General features: G+C 33.1%; 20 protein-coding genes. 6 read left to right on the forward strand and 14 right to left on the reverse strand.

The window, feature by feature from the left end; translation table 11 throughout:
• Together D1818_RS13565 and D1818_RS13570 are read right to left on the reverse strand one after the other, a co-directional pair.
• On the reverse strand, positions 1–885 hold the full coding sequence (locus D1818_RS13565) for a sugar-transfer associated ATP-grasp domain-containing protein (protein ID WP_118459545.1): 885 nt from the start codon (positions 883–885) through the stop codon (positions 1–3).
• A gap of 81 nt (positions 886–966) precedes the next feature.
• Positions 967–2,535: a 7TM domain-containing protein gene (locus tag D1818_RS13570; protein WP_118459546.1), complete on the reverse strand. Its 1,569-nt coding sequence runs from the start codon at positions 2,533–2,535 to the stop codon at positions 967–969.
• A 74-nt stretch (positions 2,536–2,609) separates the two neighbouring features.
• Between D1818_RS13570 and D1818_RS13575 the strand changes: the two genes are divergently transcribed.
• From D1818_RS13575 to D1818_RS13590, 4 genes are all read left to right on the forward strand, one after another.
• Positions 2,610–3,122 (forward strand): RNA polymerase sigma factor, encoded by a 513-nt coding sequence (locus tag D1818_RS13575; protein ID WP_118459547.1) that lies wholly within the window; start codon positions 2,610–2,612, stop codon positions 3,120–3,122.
• A gap of 80 nt (positions 3,123–3,202) precedes the next feature.
• A complete protein-coding gene (locus D1818_RS13580; protein WP_118459548.1) occupies positions 3,203–4,102 on the forward strand; it encodes a FecR family protein in 900 nt (299 codons plus the stop codon).
• Positions 4,103–4,179: 77 nt separating this feature from the next.
• Complete coding sequence (locus D1818_RS13585) at positions 4,180–6,732, forward strand: carboxypeptidase-like regulatory domain-containing protein (RefSeq protein WP_118459549.1); 2,553 nt, start codon at positions 4,180–4,182, stop codon at positions 6,730–6,732.
• An 86-nt stretch (positions 6,733–6,818) separates the two neighbouring features.
• A complete protein-coding gene (locus D1818_RS13590) occupies positions 6,819–7,331 on the forward strand; it encodes a CvpA family protein (RefSeq protein WP_118459550.1) in 513 nt (170 codons plus the stop codon).
• Positions 7,332–7,718: 387 nt separating this feature from the next.
• Here the strand turns inward: D1818_RS13590 and D1818_RS13595 are convergent, their stop codons facing one another.
• From D1818_RS13595 to D1818_RS13650, 12 genes are all read right to left on the reverse strand, one after another.
• Positions 7,719–8,351 carry a carbonic anhydrase family protein gene (locus D1818_RS13595; RefSeq protein WP_118459551.1) on the reverse strand — a complete coding sequence of 211 codons (633 nt, stop codon included), beginning with the start codon at positions 8,349–8,351 and terminating at the stop codon, positions 7,719–7,721.
• Positions 8,351–9,952 (reverse strand): SulP family inorganic anion transporter, encoded by a 1,602-nt coding sequence (locus tag D1818_RS13600; protein ID WP_118463718.1) that lies wholly within the window; start codon positions 9,950–9,952, stop codon positions 8,351–8,353. Before D1818_RS13600 ends, D1818_RS13595 begins: the two co-directional genes overlap by 1 nt.
• A gap of 130 nt (positions 9,953–10,082) precedes the next feature.
• Positions 10,083–10,415 carry a hypothetical protein gene (locus tag D1818_RS13605; protein ID WP_118459552.1) on the reverse strand — a complete coding sequence of 111 codons (333 nt, stop codon included), beginning with the start codon at positions 10,413–10,415 and terminating at the stop codon, positions 10,083–10,085.
• Positions 10,416–10,788: 373 nt separating this feature from the next.
• Entirely contained in the window at positions 10,789–11,541 is a 753-nt protein-coding gene (locus D1818_RS13610) for a tetratricopeptide repeat protein (protein WP_118463722.1), read from the reverse strand.
• 12 nt (positions 11,542–11,553) lie between these two features.
• The gene (locus D1818_RS13615; RefSeq protein ID WP_118463725.1) at positions 11,554–13,320 is read right to left on the reverse strand and encodes a BatD family protein; all 1,767 of its coding nucleotides are present in this window, start codon (positions 13,318–13,320) and stop codon (positions 11,554–11,556) included.
• A gap of 10 nt (positions 13,321–13,330) precedes the next feature.
• A complete protein-coding gene (locus D1818_RS13620; RefSeq protein WP_118459553.1) occupies positions 13,331–14,206 on the reverse strand; it encodes a tetratricopeptide repeat protein in 876 nt (291 codons plus the stop codon).
• A 71-nt stretch (positions 14,207–14,277) separates the two neighbouring features.
• Complete coding sequence (locus D1818_RS13625; protein WP_118459554.1) at positions 14,278–15,312, reverse strand: VWA domain-containing protein; 1,035 nt, start codon at positions 15,310–15,312, stop codon at positions 14,278–14,280.
• 134 nt (positions 15,313–15,446) lie between these two features.
• A complete protein-coding gene (locus tag D1818_RS13630) occupies positions 15,447–15,953 on the reverse strand; it encodes a flavodoxin family protein (protein WP_118459555.1) in 507 nt (168 codons plus the stop codon).
• A 58-nt stretch (positions 15,954–16,011) separates the two neighbouring features.
• A complete protein-coding gene (locus D1818_RS13635) occupies positions 16,012–17,016 on the reverse strand; it encodes a VWA domain-containing protein (protein WP_118459556.1) in 1,005 nt (334 codons plus the stop codon).
• Between the two features lie 2 nt (positions 17,017–17,018).
• A complete protein-coding gene (locus tag D1818_RS13640) occupies positions 17,019–18,677 on the reverse strand; it encodes a DUF4381 domain-containing protein (protein WP_118459557.1) in 1,659 nt (552 codons plus the stop codon).
• Positions 18,678–18,690: 13 nt separating this feature from the next.
• On the reverse strand, positions 18,691–19,557 hold the full coding sequence (locus tag D1818_RS13645) for a DUF58 domain-containing protein (protein ID WP_118459558.1): 867 nt from the start codon (positions 19,555–19,557) through the stop codon (positions 18,691–18,693).
• A gap of 97 nt (positions 19,558–19,654) precedes the next feature.
• Entirely contained in the window at positions 19,655–20,656 is a 1,002-nt protein-coding gene (locus D1818_RS13650; RefSeq protein WP_118459559.1) for a MoxR family ATPase, read from the reverse strand.
• A 411-nt stretch (positions 20,657–21,067) separates the two neighbouring features.
• Between D1818_RS13650 and D1818_RS13655 the strand changes: the two genes are divergently transcribed.
• Entirely contained in the window at positions 21,068–21,820 is a 753-nt protein-coding gene (locus D1818_RS13655; RefSeq protein ID WP_118459560.1) for an SDR family NAD(P)-dependent oxidoreductase, read from the forward strand.
• 85 nt (positions 21,821–21,905) lie between these two features.
• The gene (locus D1818_RS13660; RefSeq protein WP_118459561.1) at positions 21,906–23,045 is read left to right on the forward strand and encodes an ATP-binding protein; all 1,140 of its coding nucleotides are present in this window, start codon (positions 21,906–21,908) and stop codon (positions 23,043–23,045) included.
• Positions 23,046–23,064 lie beyond the last annotated feature (19 nt).

Genomic DNA, 23,064 nt, shown 5'->3' on the forward strand with positions numbered 1-23,064 from the left:
TTACTTAGTTGTTTTTTCTTCTATTGCTTTTTTTAAGCCTTGTTTATTTACTAGCTGTATTCCTAATCCCGGCCGCACATTTATCTCCATTATCTGCGGTCCTTTATTTTTATCAATTACAATATCAATTCCTAGATAATCCAAAGGGAAGACTTTTGCTGTTGCAATAGATATTTCCAGAATTTCTTTCCAATATGGAATTGGAACATCTTTTATTATAAAGTCACTGTCCGGATGGTGATCAAAATAATTTTTGCCATCATATACTTCTGTTAATGTTCCTTTGTCTAAATCTACTCCAATCCCAACTCCATTTTGATGAAGATTCGCTTTACCATCCGATCTATCGGTTGGCATTCTTAGCATTCCCATTAAAGGAGTATTCTTAAGAGTTATAATTCTAAAATCAGGTACACCTTGTGGGTATATTTTATGAAAAAACGGATGTGGCTCTATACATTCTTCAATCAAAACTCTATCATGAGAACCAAGAGAAAAGAATCCCATTATGGTAGCGGCAATATGTTGAAATATCTGCCGTTCAGTAATTATTTTTCCACTGCTGATCCAATTACCTACTGCATCTTTCTTAATAATTTTTATTCCTCCACCCCCGCAACCATTTGCCGGTTTTATTGCCATCGCGTCGTATTTCTTGCAAACCTCCCAAGCTTTTTTAATGTCGCTATTGTATTCTATTACGGCATATGTTTCTGCACAAGGAATATTATATTGATGTAAAATTTCTTTTGTTAATACTTTATCATCAGCAAGAGGATAGTGCTTTTTAGCATTATTAGGATAGATTAACTTAATATTCCTTTCGTTCAAGCCAATTACGTTAGACTTTCTTCGTTTTTTTATTTTCAGAATTGTTGACAACATAGTTTTTATATTTTTAAAATATTCAATTCTATCCTCATAGGATAAACCAAAAAGGTTGGGATACTGGTTACTATTGATCGATTAACTAAATAGTGGTTTGAAACGATAAAACTCTACCCATCTAATACCTATATATCTTCCTAGAAGTATTGCAGAAGAAATAATCAGTAGTATAATCTCCGGGAAAATTATTAGGATCGATGGTAATGCTTTCCAGGATAGTAATCCAAAGCAGATTGTCGTAGCTAACAAGGTTTGAAATAGCTTATCGATCGCCATTTTATAACCGTCCTCGACAGTTGCTCTCGAAAAGCGTTCTGCAGCTATTGTAAGAATAATAGTTGGAAAAAAGGTTAATGTTGTAAGCCAGGTTATCTTATACTTTAGTCCGATTGTCGTAGCTATAATCATTAACCCAACCATAATTGTCAAAGAAACTACTAGTTTAGGCGTATACAACAAGCCTATTTTATCAAAAGGATAAGAGATCAACCCCACTAATAAAATCAATCCAACAAATAGTATAATTCCCGATATAAAACCAATATGTAGCATAGAAAATGCGATCAAAACAGGAAGAAAAATCCCGAATGTCTTTACTCCTACTACATTTCTTAAAAAAGCTACTAATAAACCTCCTAAAGGTAATAACAGCAAAAGGTTTAATGATTTTTTTGGCATGATACCTCCTTCTACAAGTCCCCAAAGAGAAATCCCTGATAAGTTACGTATCTCTTCAGAATTCATCTTCAAGAAAGCAATATGATTTACTTCTTCTATTTGGTACGTATAATCAAACTGAATTCCAGGTGTATGGGTTATTAAGAATTCATCTCCCTGATAAATCTCTAAATAATTAGAAGGTATATATGCAAAGTGATTATTTAAGGTATCAAAAGGTATCCAAGTCTCATTAATCAGGACTTCTGCCCAGACGTGAGATGTTCTTTTATTAGAGTTTTCTGCGATGATTCCTCCTTTTATTCTAGCAGGATATCCCAGATTTCTTGATAAAGCTACAAATAGTCTACTCTTTCCGTTGCAGGACGCCTTGTTTTGTCGGATTGTAGTTAATGCATCCGTTAATGTAATAATTGGTGCAGAAGGAATACCGGATACATAATCAAAAATATTTTTAATAACTTCTTTATCATTTTTGGTTTCCCGAACAAGCCGTTTGGCTAATTCACTTATGGATTCATCATCCGATTGAATATTCAGTGTTGGTTCTAAGTATTTTTTATACGCATCAGGTATTGTAATAAATGTTTTAGGAATAATATAGTTTTTATCTTTTCCCTCAAAAATGAATTCGTAGTTTACAGAATGATATTGATTCTTATTTGTAGTATTCCAAATCGCTCTTATATTTTCATTCTCTTCTTCTTTTTTCTTGAAATGCAAAGCACTATCTTTTTGGGTATTTCCCTCAGAAATTCTTTGTCTGAAATTATTTTTAGGAATAAATGTTTTTACAAATGTGTTTTTGTCGCCTGACTTAAAAAAATAAGTATAATTCACCTTATACACTTCATCAGGATTAAAGTTATCATAGTTATTTATAATTGGTTTCAACTTAAATCCAATTGAGGTAATAGCTATAACAGTAATCAAGATAACCGTAATTCTAAGATTTGTTTTGGAATTCATAATGAGTTATTTTTGGCTGTATAACCGGACATAAGAAAAATACCCTACCCTGGATTAAAAAAAATATTTCCCCTATGAGTGTATCTCCCAAATCCGTATGCGATCAGCCTGTATTCAATGAGTTGTTCAAAGCGCATTCCAGGACTATTAGAAATCATATTTATTACAAATGTGGAGATCCGGATCAGGCAGAAGATATTATGCAAGAGGCTTTTATTCGATTATGGAATAATTGCAAAAAAATAATCTTAGAAAAAGCGAGGGCTTTTTTGTATAAAGCATCCACAAATTTATTTCTCAATCAGGTCGAGCATCAAAAAGTACGATTAGCATACAGTAAGTTGTCCCATAGAGACAGAAACCATGAATCCCCTGATTTTATATTAGAAGAAAAAGAGTTTATGATAAAGTTACAGAATGCAATAGCTGATCTTACCGAAGCACAACGAGAAGTATTTCTGTTAAATCGTATAGATAAAAAAACATACAATGAAATAGCTGAAATGCTAGGTATTTCGGTAAAAGCAGTAGAAAAAAGAATGCACAATGCGCTAAAGAAGTTAAGGAAAATCATAAAAAATATTTAAATAAGGTAGGGTATTTAGTATATCGCCGGTTATATGGCAAATAGCAATCCTAATTATTCGAAAAAACAACTACAAATTAAATGGCTGAGGACAAAAATCCATATTTGGCAAAATGGTTGAACGATGATTTAACTCCTCAAGAGCTAGAACAGTTTAAAAAGTCGGAAGAATTTGATGACTACGATAAAATTGTAAAAGGTCTTGAATACTTTGACGCTCCTTCATTTGACGAAGAAGCATCTCTTGCTGTTACTTTACAAAAACTGCAGGATCAGAAAAAAGGAAAAGTCATTCGTTTGAAACCTTTTATTTATGCGATTTCAGCTGCTGCATCCATTTTACTTATTATTGGATTGTTTTTTAATAAAGTTAGCCATACAGTGGACCTAGGGACACAGCTTTCAGTTATATTACCTGATGGAAGTACTGCTGATCTTAATGCAGGCTCAACTTTAACCTACAATCGTTTCTTTTGGTCTCAAAACAGAGAAGTACAACTAGACGGAGAAGCCTTGTTTAAAGTAGAAACAGGCAATAATTTCACGGTTATAACAGATTCCGGAAAAATAGAAGTGCTAGGAACTGTTTTTAATGTAAAATCGAGAAAAACCATTTTCGAAGTAGCCTGTTATGAAGGCAAAGTGAGTGTAGAAACTAATTCTAATCAACAACAAATAATTAAGAAAGGGGAAGCTGTTTCACTTAAAGACAACAAATTACATAAAACAAATATTTCTAGATCCGGACCATTATGGAAAAATGGAGAAAGCCTTTTTATAAGCATTCCTTTAAAAGAAGTTTTAGATGAATTAGAAAGGCAATATAACATCACTTTTATAAGAACCAATATTGATGAAAATAAGCTGTTTTCTGGAGGTTTCTTATATAACAATCTTGATCTTGCTTTAGAATCTGTACTCGTTCCAATGAATATAGAGTATGTTATTAATGGTCTAAGTGTAAAGTTATCTTATAAATAGTTTTGATAAGTGCCGAACGCGACTGATACAAACCATAAAGAACATAAAATTTTAATGTTACCTGTTATTTTATTTTAATGAAAAAAGCTGTTTTCCTACTATTCTTTTTAACCTATTCGATGCAGGCACAGGTAATGAAAAATTATAAAAAAGCGCCTTTGCATCAGGTACTTACCGAAATCGCTGAATCCTATGGATTAATTTTTTCTTTTAGTAATGATGTAGTAAAAGACAAAGTGATAACACTTTCACTTAACAATACTTCTCTTGATGAGATTTTGGTAACTTTAAGAACTCTAACCAATCTTACTTATAATAAAATATCTGACAGACAAGTAACCGTAAGCGCTCCTGATACAAAAACTTCTATATGTGGATATATTTTTGATGCCGATACTAATGGTCCACTATCCTATGCCTCTGTAGTAGTAAAAGAAACAAATGAAGGTGCTATTTCTGACGAAAACGGCTTTTTCCTTTTGGAAAAAATAGATAAGAATACTTCTATTACTATTCAGTATGTGGGATACACAGAAAAAACTGTTCCAGTAGCAACTTTCCAAAAATCAGTTTGTCAACGCATAAGACTTATAACAGAAAGCACTGCATTAGAAGAAGTACTTATCATAGAATATATTACTAAAGGGCTCGGGAAAAATATTGATGGATCTCTTGGTATTGTTAATGAAAATTTAGGAATTCTACCTGGTCAAATTGAGCCCGATATTTTTCAAAGTATGCAATTGATTCCTGGTATTAGTAGTCCTGATGAAACTGCAACAGGCATACAAATTAGAGGTGGTTCTCCTGATCAAAACTTAATTCTTTGGGATCATATAAAAATGTATAATACAGGACATTTTTTTGGGCTCATTTCAGCTTTTAATCCATACGTTGTTTCTGATACAAAAATCTTTAAAGGAGGCGCCGATCCTAAATATGGAGATAGAGTATCTGGAGTAATCGATATTTCTAGTGATACAGAAGTGCCTGAAAAATTTAATGGTGGAATGGGGTTTAATGGCACACATGCTGATCTTTTCCTAAAAACACCTATCTCAAATAAAGTAGGACTAGTTATCTCTGGGAGAAGAGCATATACGGATTACTTAGAAACTCCAACCTACTCTGCATATTTTGACAAAGTATTTCAAAATACTAAAATAACTGATGCATTAAATCCAATCGATCTAGAGGACGAAGATGAAATAGAAGAAGAAATATCGGATAACAACTTTTTTTTCTACGATACAAGTGTAAAATTAATTGCCGATATTTCTGAAAACGATAAAATTCTAGTAAGCGGAATATACACTAAAAATGATCTTGCTTTTGAAATAAATAACGAAGAAGATCTACTAACTGATGATCTTACTATACAAAATAAAGGGGCCAGTTTTTCTTGGATAGGCACAAAACTAGATCGTCTTCATTATGGTATTAAGGGATACTACTCTAATTATGACTCTGATTATAGTTTTACCGAGCGAGAGGAGATGGTAATAGAGGAACAATCTATTCGAAAAAACACTGTAGAAGATATTGGCTTTGACCTTGATCTGACATACGATATATACAAAAAACATTCAGTAACCATTGGTTATCAATTCTCTAACAATAAGGTGTTTTATAATATTACTAGAGATGGTGAATTCGAAACTCCAATTAATGAAACGGATCTTGTAAAAAACAATGCAAACTCAATCTACGCCAATTATAAATTTTCTTTTAAAAATAAGGGGTTAATCAATCTAGGGTTTCGAGCTTCTCATTATTCAGTGGTTGATCAGTTCTATACTGAACCAAGAATAAACATTGAGTATCCGATTACCAAAAACTTACGTGTAAAAGCTACTGGTGAGCTCAGATATCAACCCATAAGTCAATTGGTAGAATTCGAAGATACTCAGCTCCGGTTAGAAAACAGCTTATGGATCCACTCTAATAATGAAGAAATTCCATTATTAAAAAGCGCACAGTTTTCTGGTGGATTATTGTTCTCTAAAAATGATTGGAATTTTGAGATAGATGGATACTACAAAAATATTAATGGTCTAACCTCGCTTACTAATGGATTTAACAATATAAATAATGAATTTTCCACAGGTGAAAGTGATATCATGGGTTTAGATGTATTACTAAAGAAACGATTCAAAAATTTAAGAACCTGGATTGGATATACTTTTAATGATATCGACTATACGTTTCCTGAACTACAAGAGTCATCATTTCCAGGAAATAATGATATCACGCATAGTTTTAGATTTTCTAGTACGTTAGAAATTAAAAATTGGGAGTTCTCTTTAGGTTGGATCTGGAGATCAGGTGCTCCTTTTACAGATGCTGATCTTCTCAATGAAGATATAGAGTTTAGCACTCCTAATTCCAGAAATTTACCTGAATATCATCGTTTAGATGCCTCATTGATTTATCATTTTGATATTAATAAAAATAAAAAATGGAGAGGTCAAATCGGTGTCTCTTTACTCAATGTTTATGATCGACAAGTACCTATTTCAATACGTTATCAAGCAGATGAAAATGCTGATACAGAAAATGTGGAACTGGATGTAATCCGACAACAATCCTTAGGAATTACACCGAATATAACATTAAGGGTATATTTCTAAATCTGTCAATTAATTATTGGAGGCTATTTTCTAGATACTGCAAAATTTTGATTTAAAACATTATATTAGTCCAAACAAAATTATCAATGAATTACATAGATATCATTTTAGGCATATTGTTACTATGGGGATTAATCAAAGGGTTTAGCAAAGGTTTATTCGTTTCGCTAGCTTCTTTAGTTGCTTTGGTTGCTGGAATTTATATCGCTGTGCATTTTTCTCACCTTGTAGGAGGGTATATAGAGCAATATGTTGATTGGGGAGATGGAGCTATGAAACTTACTGCTTTCGCTATCACATTTATTGTTGTGGTAATCCTGATTTCTCTTGCCGGAAAATTATTGACTAAGATTGCAGATTTTGCCTCTTTAGGAATTCTTAATAAGCTTCTGGGAGCAGCTTTTGGAGTATTAAAATTTGCATTTATAGCCAGTGTCGTTATCATATTTGTAGATGCTGGAAATAGATCTCTAAATATAATTAAGCAAGAAACATTGGATTCGTCTATACTTTATTCTCCCGTAAAAAAGTTAGCACCAATGGTACTACCGAATATTTTAAAAAGTGAACGAAGCGATAATTCTGACACAACAGTTTAACCGTTTTTTGTCATCCAGAAACTATTTATCTCCAAGCTCATTTACATACTTTAAACAACTTGTAAAGTCATAAAAAATACTCGTTTCGGAAATAAAATAAGGTATGATGTCAATATGCTCCATCATGTATCTTGTTTGTTTTCAATAAGATATTGATATTCTTCTTTTTAATACCTAAAAGCACCTCTTGCATAGCATATAGTCCTGTTCAATTTATATATAGCACTCATCCTAATCTCATAACGACAACAGATGCGGTTTCTAGTTTTATACTGAACAATGATAACAAAACTATTAGAACCAAAGTAAAAAGGCCTAAATCATAATGAATCAGGCCTTTTTTAAAAATTGTCAACCTATTTTAGGCAGACTCAAGTTTTAGCATTTCTAGCCTTCGAAAAAGGCTACACTACCGTCGTTAATATCATACATACCGCCTATAATGAGTATTTCTTTATTGTCTTCCATTTCTTTTAGCACACCACTCTCTTTACGAATATTATCGATTGTCATATGTACATTTTTAACAGCTACTTCATTAACAAACTCGATATTCTTAGAATTTCTTAAGGATTCATCTGATGGCTCACTTACTGCTGCTACTGCTGGCTTTATTTTACTTAATAAAGCGGTAAGGTTTCCTAGTTTTGCATCATCACATGCTCCTTTTACAGCTCCACAAGCAGTATGGCCTAAAACCAATACTAATTTAGTTCCTGCTAGTTTGCAAGCAAACTCCATACTCCCCAGGATATCTTCATTCACAAAATTACCCGCTACTCTCGCACTAAAAATATCTCCTATACCTTGATCAAAAATTAATTCTGAAGATACTCTAGAATCAATACAACTTAAAATTGTTGCAAACGGAAACTGACCACTTTTAGTGTCTTTTACCTGATCCAAAAGATCACGATCAGCCATATGCTTCTTCTGGAATCTTTGGTTTCCTTCTTTCAACAATTGTAGTGCTATTTGAGGAGTAATCGCCGCTTGTGTTTCTTTAGTATGTGCTTTCATTACGATATTAATTTTGGTTTGTTTTTAAAAAACTCGGTATAACTCTTTAAGTTCGTTTCGATACCTCGTTCTGAAATTAATTTAACGGATATATTTCTATTTTTCGCTTTTAACGCAAAATCATCTAAAATTTCAAGTATATCTTGATCTAAATATTTTGTATTACTAACATCTAATTCTAAATGCGAGTTTTCAGGTAGATTATCTAACTCTTTTAAAATCGCTCCTTTATTAAAAAAGGTTACCTCTTCTGCTAATGTCATTTTAACTTTACCATCTGTAGGGTCTTCATTTTCTTTATGTAGAAAGTGTGAATTCTGGAAACTTTTAAACAGTACAATCACGATTCCTACAATGAGTCCAATACCAATTCCCCATAATAAATCTTTAAATACGATTATAAGAACTGTTACTATAAACGGAACAAACTGTTTCCAACCAGCCCGCCATAATGCTTTAAAAGTTGATGGTTTTGCCAGTTTAAATCCAACTATAAAGAGTATTGCTGCTAATACTGATAACGGAATATAGTTTAGCACTTGTGGTATAAAGTATACCGAAATAAGTAGCAAAAAACCATGTATTATCGCACTGGCTTTTGTTTTACCACCCGACTGAATATTCGCTGAACTACGAACGATTACTTGTGTAATTGGCAGCCCTCCAATAAAACCCGAAATCATATTACCAGTTCCCTGAGCAAACAATTCACGGTTGGTAGGTGTGACTCTTTTTTCAGGATCAAGCTTATCTGTGGCTTCTACACAAAGTAATGTTTCAAGACTTGCCACTAAAGCTATGGTAAATGCAGTAACCCATACTTCTGATTGTCCGATAGCTGAAAAATTAGGGAAACTAAATTGACCGATGAAATCTTGAAAGCTATCCGGTACAGGTACTGATACTAAATGTTGATTAACAAGTTCTAAATTTGATCCTTTGGTTAAAAAATAAAAAACAATACCAACTACAACTGCTACTAATGGACCTTGAATAAGTTGAAATATTTTGCTCTTTTTCCCTAAAACGTTACTCCATAATATCAAAATTCCCATTGCAATTAACGCTACAATTGTAGCTCCTTGATCTACATTCCCGCTTATTACAGCATTGATTGCCTTAAGCAGCTCCGTAAACGTATTCTCTCCGTCTATTTGAAGAAACGCAAAGTCTCCTTCTGGATTTTTGTCAAGACCAAAAAAATATGGTATTTGTTTTAAAATGATAATAATTCCGATTCCCGTAAGCATCCCTTTTATGACTGATGAAGGAAAAAAGTACCCAATTATACCTAATCTTAAAACACCGAATATTATTTGAATGGCACCAGCCAACACAACGGCAACTAGAAAATTCTCAAAACCAAGAGAAGCTACAGACGCTGCTACAATAGCAGCAAGACCAGCGGCAGGACCACTTACCCCTATATAAGAACCACTAATAATTCCAACGATAATACCACCTATAATACCAGCAATTAAACCTGAAAATAAATTAGCAGCACCAACACCACTTGCCAGCGCGATTCCTAAACATAGTGGTAGTGCTACAAAAAACACTACCACACTTGCAGGGAGATCACTTTTTATATTTTTAAATATACTCATAAATAAATTTTTGATAATTAAGTTAAGCCACCATACAGGCAGTTGAAATTTGGAATGATTTCGAAATAAATCAGAGAGACTGTTTTCTGTTCAATGAAATAAATAGAAAAATTAGTAGATAAGTTTATGAATACTCTGGTGGAGGTGTCTTATACTCGAGATATACTGAGTTATTGTTAAAATAAAACTCAGGATAATCTTTCAAAACTAAAAAAGACATCCGTGTACCTCTAATGTAGGAATCTTGCGATATTTTATCTTTCTCTTTTAGGTCTTCTTTTTCTGAACTGTCTTTTTCATTGGACTCAGATTTTTCTTCAGTATCATCTATAGAATACACAACAGAGGCAATATCCCCCTGATAAAAATCTAACAATTGCATACCATAATTCCCCATGCTCAAAAGAAAACCTGAGATAATCAAAAATCTAGATATTTTAATTTTTATGGAACGCATAAAATTTTTTAATGGGTTATAAAAATAATAGTAATACTTTCAAAATTTGTTAAATGAATTGTAAAATTGATTAACCTAGCCCTTATTTATAAACACATAAAAATAATTGAATTCACAACACCAGGAGAATTTAACTTTTACGCTTCTTTTTTCTCCGAAAAAACGAGAACCTCAATTGCTTTCCTTTTTGGCTGGGAATAAGGTTTCTTATAGGAAAACTACAAACGATTTACCTTATTATTATGGCTTTGGCTCTGATTTCATTGTAAGCTATAAGAAGTAAAGTATGGTTGCGAAAATTTAGATATAGCCCATTAGAATATTTTTAATGAACGCTACCAAACGTAAGATTCAAGTTTTTAGAAAATAAATTCTATAGTTCTTTCAGATCTGTCCCAGGAATCCACCCTATTTTTCCATCCGCAAGCTTAATTTTTTTCCAGTCATTTACCGTTTCGGTTACTTTGACCTTTGTTCCTTCGTGAAGCACAAATACTTCTTCACTACGTAAATTAGGTTCACTTTTTATAGTACTTTCCTGAGCAAAAATAATAGCATATTGATTATTCTCTATAAAGTTATACTGTTTAAATGCAAAGAAAACTCCAAATAAACCAATAATTAATAAAACCCAAGATCCCAGAAAAAACAATCGTTTCTTAGAAGATATTCTGGCTGAATAGTACAATATAAATAATACTACAAAGAGAACTACACAAAACACAGAAATCCAAGCCCAAATATCGAAACTAAACATATTTGTAAAACCATTAATAGTTCTAGAAATTACTCCTTCTGGTATTACATCAATTGCATCAATAGTAGCATTATTAGCAAAAGTAAGATTGTTCTTGATATCCTCATCATTAGGAGCCAGTTCTAAGGCTTTTTCATAATAATAAATACTTGAGCCTATATTACTCAACTTATAATTAGCATTTCCTAAATTATAATATAACTCAGCAGATTCATGACCACTATCTATAATAGATTTATATGCATCAATGGCTTCCTGATATTGTTCTTGATTATAAAAAGTATTTGCTTTTTCGAATATATCATTATTCTGAGCTGTACTTATCATACTACTCATTAGAAAAACAACTATTACTACTAAATTCCTCACTACTTTCAATATTTATAATTGTTTATCAATTGCTGCTATTACTCTGGATGCTTTATCATAATCCTGTTGCATAGCCGAAGTTGATGATGGAGTATATCTGGCGAACTCACAACTTTCTAATAAAGCAATAAATTCTATCGAAGTTGTGTCCTCTACTTCTCTCTCTTTCAGTAATCGCTGGATACGATCTTTACTCATATCACTAGTCTGAATATGGAGCTTTGCTTTTAAATAATTGTGCAAAGCCCGTTCCATTGCTATATAAAATTCCTTCTGGCTTCCTAAGTTCTTTTTAGCTTCTGATAAATATTTTCTTGCTAGTTTATCCGCCTTCCTAACTCTATTACCACTCACATCACTTAATCTTTCTTCTCTCTTTTTACCAAAAAATAAGAATAATGGAATTGCTAATAATGGCGCTGTCAATGCTATCCAATATCCTGTAGATTTAAAGAAGTATTTTTTCTCTATTGGTTGCAGATTCGCATTAAGTTTTAAAAACCTAAATTGACTTCCAGTTTGGGTTACTATTTTTTTAGTAGTTCCCGAAGCTTCAGAATTAGTAACTATACTACCACTATCAGGGCCATTCTTTACATTGATCACAATTTCTTTTGATGTAATCCTCTTATACGTTTCGGTTTTTAGATCAAAATAAGAAAATGAAACTGGAGGGATTGGATATGTTCCTTTAAATTGTGGTACCAGCGTATAAGAATCCGAGATATTTCCTGCCATACCAGCAAGATTTGTTCGAACCCGCTCATTGTGCTCTGGCTCATATTGTTCTAATCCATTTGGCACGTTTAATTTTGGTAAATCAAAAAGTTTTAGATTTCCACTACCAGAAACCGACACTTTGGTTTCTAATGATTCTGTGGCATCAAGTTCTGTTTTATTTGGAATAACTTTAAAATCGAAAGATCCAACAGCTCCTGTAAAATCATCCGGTTTACCTTGCTCAGGAAGAGGTTTTACATTGATTGTTCTTGTCCCTGCAGCTACTGTTTTATTTACTGTAGAGTACAATTTTCCTCCAAAAATATCACGACGATTTGTGGGCACATCCACTGCGATAGATAATGTAAGAGGTTCAATCTCTAGCTTCCCTGTTTTTTGTGGGTATAGTACAGTCTTACCACAAACCACAAAATTATAAGGTTCTCCTTTAAACTCTCCTCTTTCTACTTTTAGCTGACCAATTTTAATAGCTTGACTCCAAAAATCACTATATTTTGGATTATCTATCTCTCTTAGGTTACTAATCTGTATTCTTGGACTAACATACAGCTTATATATTACCGTAATAGCTTCATTAAGGTATGGATTCGATTTAGAAACTTCCGCGACTAAGTGTAAATTCTCACTAGCCACATAATCTGCATTGTTTCCGTCTTTTGGTTTTTGAACCGCTGCAGTTACCTGAACTTTTACGGGTAATGTCTTATAGGTCTGTCCATCAATTTCTATAGTTGCTTGTCCAATTGTAAAATTTCCTCTCTTGGTAGGAGAAAGGAAATAACTAAATGTCTTAGCGTATGATCTTTTACCATTAATCCAAGAATTACTTATAGATTGATTAGGTCCTCCAACAACGGTAAATCCATTAAAACTAGGTTGTGTAAAGTTATCGCCGTCTTGATTCATCTCAAAATCTACACGCAATCTTTCATTAATACCTAGTTTTTTCTTACTCACCTTAGCTTCAAACTTAACTTGAGCCACACTCATCTGAGTTATTGCTAAAAATAGTGTTAGAAAAATTAACTTTAGTTTCATCTGTTTTTTATTACCAGTCTTTCTCGGTTTTTGTTTTTGCTCCTTTTGCTTTTTTAGCATTTATCTTATCCTGCACCTTCTTTTCTTCATTATTCATAGCTTCTAATAAACTTTTTACTTGCTGAGGAGATAACTGCCCCTGAACTTGCTGAGGCTGTTTCTTTTCTTCTTCAGGTTTTCCATCACCCTCTTTTTTATCTTCTTTTTTATCTTTTCCTTCATCTTTTGGATCTCCCTTCTCATCTTTCTCGTCTTCTCCTTTTTGATCCTTTTTATCTTCTCCTTCATCTCCTTTTTTCTCCTTATCGTCTTCTCCTTCTTTTTTGTCTTCTTTATTCTCCCCTTCCTGATCCTTATTATCTTTATTTTTGTCTTTATCTTTATTTTCGTCCTTATTATCCTTATCGCCTCCTTTATCTTCGTTTTTTTGTTTTTCTAATAACTGTTTTGCCAATGCCAGATTATATCTAGTCTCGTCATCTTTAGGATTATTTCGCAAAGCATTTTTATAAGCTTCTACAGCTTCTTTATACTTTTTTTGTTCCATATAGGTATTTCCCTGATTATGGAATGCTTTGTGCTTTTCGGTTTTGGATTCGGCGATTTTTACAGCTTCTGTATATCGCTGTGTAGCCTCATCATATTTTTCGGTATTATAATATGCATTGGCTAAATTATATTTTGCTTTAGCATCTACCGGGTTCTTAGAAATTGCTTTTCTATACTCTCCTTCAGCCTTTGGGAAATTACCATCCTTAACCAGTACTTCATTACCTGTAGCTGTAAGTCGGTCTGCTTCTGCTATAATTTCTGCTCTATCTTCTTCTTCCTGCGAAAAACCAATTCCGAATTGGAAACACAACAATATGATTAGTAAATTCTTCATAACGTCTTTATTTTTTTAATCATTGACAACACTTTGACAAGTCTCGTGCGGCAGTTCAGTTTGAGAACATTCTATTGCTCATTAAACAGATTTAATTTTTTAACCCAAGATGTTTTTCTTTCTAATAAGAAAATATCTAAAAATAATAATAATAAACCAGCTCCCAAGAACCACTGAAATTGATCTTTGAAATCTGCGAACTGCTTGGCTTCAAATTCTTTCTTGTCCATGCCTTGCAATAACTCCGTAACATTCTCGACTACCGCATTGGTACTAGTACCATCAATGTATGTGCCATTTGCTTGATTGGCAATTTCCTGTAAAATTGTCGTATTTAATTTCGTAATTACAGTTTCACCTTGACTATTTTTCTTATACGTCTGCACAATTCCGTTACGCTTAATCGGAATTGGACCTCCTTTTGTAGTCCCAACACCTATAGTAAATATTTTAATACCTTCTTCTGCAGCAGCTTCTGCCATAGACTCTACATTTCCTTCATGATCCTCTCCATCACTTATAATAAACATAACCCGATTGGTTTGCTCTTCGTCATCATAATATGTTTTTGCTAATTCTATAGCTTCATTAATAGCTGTTCCCTGCGAAGAGAGCATGTCTGTATTCATTGATTGCAAAAACATTTTAGCAGATCCATAATCTGTTGTAATTGGTAATTGCGGAAATGCACTAGCAGCATATGCTATAATACCCACACGATCACTTGCCAAATTATTAATAATTTGAGTCACCAATTGTTTAGATTTCTCTAATCGATTAGGGGCAATATCTTCTGCTAACATACTTTTAGATACGTCAATAGCAAATACAACATCTACACCTTCTCGTTTTACGGTTTCCAATTTAGTCCCAACTTTGGGATTGACCAAAGCCATAATGAAGCATGCTAACGCCAAACTAATAATGACTACTTTAAGTACTGATTTAAAAACTGATTGGTTTGGACTTAGTTTTTTCAATAACTCTTTATCAGCAAACTTTTTCTGAGTCGCTTTTTTCCAAATTAAAACACCTAGAAATAATAGGATTAGTATTGGTATCACCAATAACAACCAAAAATATATTTTTTCTTCTAGTAAGTACATTTTTTTTAATTCTTAGTCTACAGTTTACTTCTGTAATTTAAAATACACATTCGTGATGCTTTAGAACACTTAGACAAGCTCAGTGTGATAACTCAGTGTGACACCCTAGCATGACAGTTCCGTGTAACATTTCTTCAATTTTTTATTTTTAACGCCAGAGCATCTATTTTCTCTTTTACTTCTACAGAAAGTTCTTTACCCTTAATCCACGCATGAACATCTCCTAAATAATCCATTCCTAAATATGCTGCACTTCGAGAAAAGGGAAGATGAAACTCATCAGCTCTATCATCATCATTACTACAACTTATCATTGCCATCTCTTTTCCTCTCAGCATCCTTCCGAAATCTTTCTCTTTATACAAATAATCAGAAATTCTATCTAAAAACACTTTCATTATTCCACTCATTGTATACCAATATACTGGTGTGGCTAATACTATTGTTTGATAATTCTGAACAATATTTTTGAAAATTACTTCAGAATCATCTTCATTTTTAAACTCATAATCAAAGTAGTTTATTTCTCTTTGGTTCAAATCCACTACATCAAAACCTGTCACATCTTTTAGATAGGAGACAACTGTATTTGTATCTCCATCACTTCTGGAACTTCCTTGAATTATGATTCCTTTTTTCAAATAAATATTCTTTCTCAGACTTCACAGGTTTTAAAAACCCGTAAGGTCTTATTACGTATTATATAAAACTTCTAAATATGGTAAATCTTAATAAGAATTCTACCAATAATAACAAACCAGCTAACAATACCAATGGCCTGAATTTTTCTTCGTAATTATAGAATTTAAATTCCTCCACATCGGTTTTTTCTAGCTTATCTATTTCTTCATATATCTGCTCTAACTTTTTATTGTTAGTCGCTCTAAAATATTTTCCTTTGGTAACCTTGGCAATTTCTTTTAAAAGTTCCTCATCTATCTCTACTTTTACATTTCCATATTGAAATGATCCATTAGGCCTAACGGCAACAGGAGCTAGTGCCATACCATTGGTTCCAATACCTATAGTATATGTTTTGATACCATATTCTACTGCTAATTCTGATGCAATTTTAGGATCAATAAAGCCTGAATTATTAGAGCCATCAGTTAATAGAATAATCACTTTACTTTTTGCTTTACTATCTTTTAATCTATTCACAGAGGTAGCAAGTCCCATACCGATAGCAGTTCCGTTTTCTAATAGATTATTATATTCAATTTCTTTCATTGCACTAAGTACAATCGCTTTATCACTTGTTATTGGTGTTTTTGTAAAACTTTCTGCAGCATACAGAACTAAACCAATCCTATCATTGGGCCTTCCCTGAATAAACTCTGCAGCAACATCTTTTAAAGCCTCTAAACGGTTGGGTCTTAAATCTCTGGCAAGCATACTGGCAGATACATCAATTGCCATGACAATATCAATTCCTCTAGTTGTTTTCGTTTTAGTTGAAACATCAACCGTTCTGGGTCTAGCCATAGCGGTAATTATGAGTGCTAAAGCAATTAATCTCGCTAAAAGCAATAATGGCTTAAGTTTAGCCAACCAACTTCCAGAAACTTTAAATCCTTTGATACTAGAAATTTTAAGTTCTGCCTGCTGCTTATTTCGTTTCCAAATATAGTAGGCAATGGCTAATGGCAGTATTAAAAACAACCAAAAAAACTGTGGATTCTCAAATGTGAAATTTTCAAACATAGTTATTTGGCATTTTTAAGTTCTACTGAGTTAATAATGCGCTGGGCAACATCTTTAGCATATCGGTCTTCTTTATCATACACTACCATAATCTGCTGAAAACCTCCACTTTCTGCAAAATTGAGCATCAAATAGTCGCTTTTTTGTTCCTTCTTAGTTACTGTATTCATTACTTCTAGACTTCCGAAGACTTTTATTCCCTTAGCTCCTGCTAATGTTTCGTATTCTTCATCTTTAACCGTAATATTCTTAGCTCCCTGAGATTCAAAATTACCTACAACACCTTCTACTACTTTATTAAGATCTACCTCTGTTTTTTGATTATACTGTATTGTAGAGACCGTGATATAAAAGTTTCCTATTAAGCTTCCATAAACAAAAGTCTCATTTCCTTTAAGAATTTGTTTTTGCTCTTCAGTAAGTTGAAAATTATTCCTAATTAACACCTTGGGCGTAGAAATGGTAACTGGTGGAGAACCATAAGCACTACTAATCCACTCTGTTTCGGCTAACTCCTTAGTTGGATGTCCTAGAAGCGAATCTTTTACAGCGTCATAGCCTTTAACTATAATAAAAATAGTTAATGTAATTGCTATTACGCCAATACCCGCTAAACTTCCAAATATTATCTTTCTTCTTAATTTTTTCTCTGCTACTGTTTTTCGATATTCTTCATCTGCTAATAACTCTTCCTCCGTTGGTTCTGGAATTGCATTTTTAGTCTCGTTAATTACACGTTCAATAACATTTCTGTCTGCCTTTGCAGTTCCAATATCCGGTTTAGATTTAGCAAACTTGGCCATGTCTGCAGTTTTTAATACAGACTTCAACTCTTCAATGGTTTGTTTATCAAGATTTAAAGCTCCAGTTTTTATTTCCTCATCAAGACGAGCAATCAATTCGTCTGTGGTACTCTCCATCGCATGATCATATACTTCTTCATCAATATATTTACGAGCAGTATCACTTAATTGCGAATAGTACTCTTTATGAGAATCTTGCTCTAATAAATGCGATTCATCTATTCGCTGAAGGGCTAAAATTGCTCTCTCATAAGGTGGCAATTCATTTTCTTTGGCTTCTTTTCGTTTCTTCCTTCTTAAAAGAAAGAAAGCGATCAATCCGATTAATAATATTGGGATGATTATCCACCAAATATATTTTTTCCAATTAAAAAAAGAAGCATCTACATCTACCAATGGCTTGATCTCATACATCTTTTGTTTTGTAGTATCTACCAATACATCTCGTACTTCTACTTTCAGAGAATCCGTGAAAAAAACTTGATCTCCTATCATCACTTTCTGTCTTGGAATCGTGTAAGACCCTGAATCAAATTGCGTTAATGCATACTCCTTAATTAAACTGAATCTATTACCACTCTTAGTAGTATCAGTTTTATAGGATTCTATTACTTCTAGCGGTGAAAACGTCTGTCCTTCTGGAAAAATAACTATTTGAGTAGAATCTGCCTCTACCAGCATTTTATACCTAATTTCTTCTCCAATCTGAATGGAGGTAGAATCAATACCCGCAGAAACCTGAGCAGAAATATTTCCCGATAAAACCAGTAAGAAACATATAATTAACATTCCTCTAACCTCCTTCAAAGAGGGAACAAAGTGTCTTTCGTTTATGATTGGTAATTTGTAATTCTTCATTCTTAATGGTCGCCTATCCTCTTCGTTTAAAATATCCTAACAACTTTTTTACATAACTTTCGTCCACACGACTGCTCAATGATCCCGCTCCACTTCTGGTAAAACTATCTCTAAAATAATCTATGCGTTCCTGATAGTACTTAGCATAGTTCACTCTCATTTTCTTAGAACCCGTATTTACCAATAGTAACTCTCCTGTTTCCTCATCTTCCATCTGCACCATTCCTAAATTCGGAATTTCTTCTTCTCTTCGATCATAGACTCTAATCCCGGTAACATCGTGTTTTCCACCCACAATCTTAAGCGTTTGCTGATAATCATCCGTAATGAAATCAGAAAGTATAAAAACTATCGCTTTTTTCTTCATCACGTTAGATAAAAACTTCAATGCTTCGGTAATATTTGTTTTTTTACTTTTCGGTTCGTGTTCTAAAAGTTCCCTAATAATCCTAAGCACGTGAGATCTTCCTTTCTTTGGCGGAATAAAAAGTTCAATATCATCTGTAAATAAGATCAATCCAATTTTATCATTATTCTGCGTAGCTGAAAAAGCTAAAGTTGCGGCAATCTCTGTTATAATTTCTTTTTTGAACTGCTGTTTGGTTCCAAACAATTGTGATCCAGAAACGTCCACCATCAACATCATTGTCAATTCCCGTTCCTCTTCAAAAACTTTGATATAAGGCTCGTTATATCGAGCGGTGACATTCCAATCTATATTACGAACATCGTCTCCGAATTGATATTGACGAACTTCGCTAAAGGTCATACCACGCCCTTTGAAGGTAGAGTGATATTCTCCTCCAAATATATGATCGCTCAAGCGCCTGGTCTTGATCTCAATTTTTCGAACTTTTTTTAGTAACTCTTTGGTATCCATGTACTCGCCTTTTGGCTCGTTAGTATTAAGTTAGTAGTACAAAGATGTAATGCCTGGCAACTTACACCTATGACTTTACACCCATGCGAAGCATCTACTATGGTACTTCAATCTCGTTTACAATCTTATTAATTATATCTACTGAAGTTACATTTTCGGCCTCGGCCTCATATGTAATACCAATACGATGACGTAATACGTCATGTACTACAGCACGAACATCTTCTGGAATAACATATCCTCTTCTTTTTATAAAAGCAAAACACTTAGCGGCTGTGGCCATATTAATACTTCCCCTTGGAGAAGCACCAAAATTAATTAACGGTTTCAATTCTTCTAGACCGTATTTTTCAGGGAAACGAGTCGCAAAAATAATATCAAGAATATATTTCTCAATTTTTTCGTCCATGTAAACCTCTCTTACAGCTTTCTGAGCATTAATAATCTGTTCCACAGAAACTACCGGATTTACTTTTTCGAAAGATCCTTTTAGATTTGCACGAACGATTAATTGTTCATCCTCTAATTTAGGGTAATCAATCACTGTTTTTAGCATAAAACGGTCTACCTGTGCCTCCGGTAGTGGATATGTTCCTTCTTGCTCTACTGGATTCATAGTTGCCATTACCAAAAATGGTTTATCTAAAACAAACGTTTCATCACCAATAGTAACTTGTTTTTCCTGCATGGCTTCAAGTAAAGCACTTTGTACCTTTGCAGGAGCACGGTTGATCTCATCCGCTAATACGAAATTGGCGAAAATAGGACCTTTCTTAATAGAAAAATCATTTTCTTTCATATTAAAGATTAATGTACCTGTTACATCTGCAGGTAATAAGTCTGGCGTAAACTGGATACGACTAAAACTACCGTGAACAGCCTTAGACAATGTATTAATCGCTAACGTCTTTGCTAGTCCGGGAACACCTTCTAATAAAATATGCCCTTGTCCAAGCAATCCTATCAGTAAACGTTCTACCATATGTTTCTGGCCAACGATTACCTTATTAATCTCTAAAGTAAGTAAATCTACAAATGCAGATTCTCTCTGTATTTTCTCATTGATTGAAGCAATATCAACAGAACTATTTTCTTCCATCTATTCTTTTTTTTAAAGCCGTGAATTTACCATTCATGTTTCAGCATTGCAAATTGTTAAAATATTTTTCTTTTCGTTGTTAATTATAGGTTAAATGTATGCCTTATAAATACGCTTACGCCCAAATTTTACAGTATATTTAGATCTTTTTACTGATAAAAACGGACGTAACGATTTTCATCGGCTTTCGCGATGATGTTTCTAAAGGACGAATGCTTTTTTAAAGTGTTGCAAAAAACTAAATGAAAAAGTAATCTCTTTTCTCATATGTAATAGTCGCGATATTCTTTATTTCTGCTTTTGAAACATTTAGAAATTGAAAATACCAACCTTTGTTTGTGTATTTAACTATTGGATTTGAATTTATTTTAGTAAAAATATTTAAAAGAAAAAACGTTTAACCTCAAGACAATGAAAACAGCACTAATAACTGGGGCGACTAGTGGAATTGGAAAGTCAACTGCCTATGAATTTGCTAAACACGGCATCAATCTTATACTTTGTGGAAGAAGACAAGAACGTCTCCAAAAATTACAAACTGCATTAAGTAAAAAAGTAAGAGTACATATACTCTGCTTTGATGTTCGGGATAAAGAAGGTGTTTTTAACAGTATTGGCGAACTTCCAGAAGAATTTAGTTCTATAGACATATTGGTTAATAATGCTGGTAATGCTCACGGTCTTGATCCTATCCAGACAGGAAACCTAGATGATTGGGATGCTATGTTAGATATCAATGTAAAAGGATTGTTGTATGTTTCTAAAGCGGTAATCCCAAAAATGATTTCACAAAAATCTGGTCATATTATTAATATTGGTTCCATAGCCGGCAAAGAAGTATACCCTAACGGAAACGTATACTGTGCCAGTAAACACGCAGTAGATGCAATTAATAAGGGAATGCAAATAGATCTTAATCAATATGGAATACGCGTAGGAGCAATTCATCCAGGATTGGTAGAAACAGAATTTAGCAATGTACGATTCAAAGGTGATGATAAAAAGGCAGATACCGTCTATAATGGTTTCGATCCTCTAAGACCAGAAGATATTGCGGACATTATCGTTTTTGTAGTCACTAGACCTTATCACGTAAATATTGCAGATCTAGTGGTTTTCCCAACAGCGCAAGCCAACAGCACCATTATAAATAAAAGTTCATAATTTCTTTATTACTAACACATTGCATACCGAATAAAAATTCCTAAGTTTATATGGGAAAAAGAATGTATTGCTATTTGTAAAAGGAATGATTAATAAACGTCTTTTAATAAAAAATCTTTTAGCACATAATGACGAGAATAGTTTTTATGATAAGAAACGTAAGCTCAATATTGGCGAAAAAGAAGGAAAAGCTAAATTCCTTAAACACATATGTGCGCTTTCTAATTCTAATCCGAAAAACAATTCATATATCGTTATCGGAGTCGAAGATGAAGATAATCAGATTATAGGTGTAGACTTTTTTGATGATAGTAAAATCCAAAACCTAGTTAATGCTTATCTTTCTAACCCTCCTTTAGTTACCTACGAAAACATCCCCTTTCCTCATTTACCAAGTGATAAGGTGGTAGGATTGGTTTCCATACGTTCTCAAGAAGGAAAGCTGTGTTCTCTGCGCAAAAATATCTGGAAATACTATGGAGGCGCAGTATTTTTTAGAGATGGTAGCATCAGTATGCCGAAAGTGTTTGATATTAAAATCAAAGATGTAAATTCTGAAATCGTAGAATCTATAGAAAGTCATGCGCAAAACAATATCGAATTGACGCTAGATGGTGTTTTTGATTTCATGAATTCTAGAAAAGATTATAACCCAAATTACAAAGTTTTTAAAGAATATTTTGTCGTTTGTTGGTCTGCAAAAGAGAAGCGTATAAAGAATGAAACATATTACTCAAGAGTAGATATTGCATTGATTAATGAACAGGTAAAGTTATTTTACTCACAATTTGATGAAGTTAGCATTTCAATTACTGATGAAGAATTTAAAATTATAGAATATGTGCAACTTGGCTTACAAGACACATTTGATTATTACCCTTTAGAAGAGGTTACAATCAAGTTTAAAAACAATGTAAGTTACGATATAGAAAGTAAGCTACTGTTCGAACCTCCGCAATTTGAGCGAAAAACCTTATTTCATTTATACAACAGTAATAATTCGTTAATAGAGAAATTAAAAAAGAAAATGTCGTTAACAAAAAACGAACAAAAAGATCTATTAAACCTACCTGTGACCTATCTTTTATGTTATTTCAATGATTTTAACGAGGCAAAAGATAAATTAGAAGAAGCAAAACCGTATCTAAAGAATTATTCTGATGAAAAGGTTTATATTCTATATAAAGAAAGTATGCGAATCTTAAGAAAAGTAAGGTATAATTAAATAGAATTATACTTCGCAA

Origin of the sequence: Aquimarina sp. BL5 (genome assembly GCF_003443675.1) — a bacterium.
GTDB lineage: Bacteria > Bacteroidota > Bacteroidia > Flavobacteriales > Flavobacteriaceae > Aquimarina.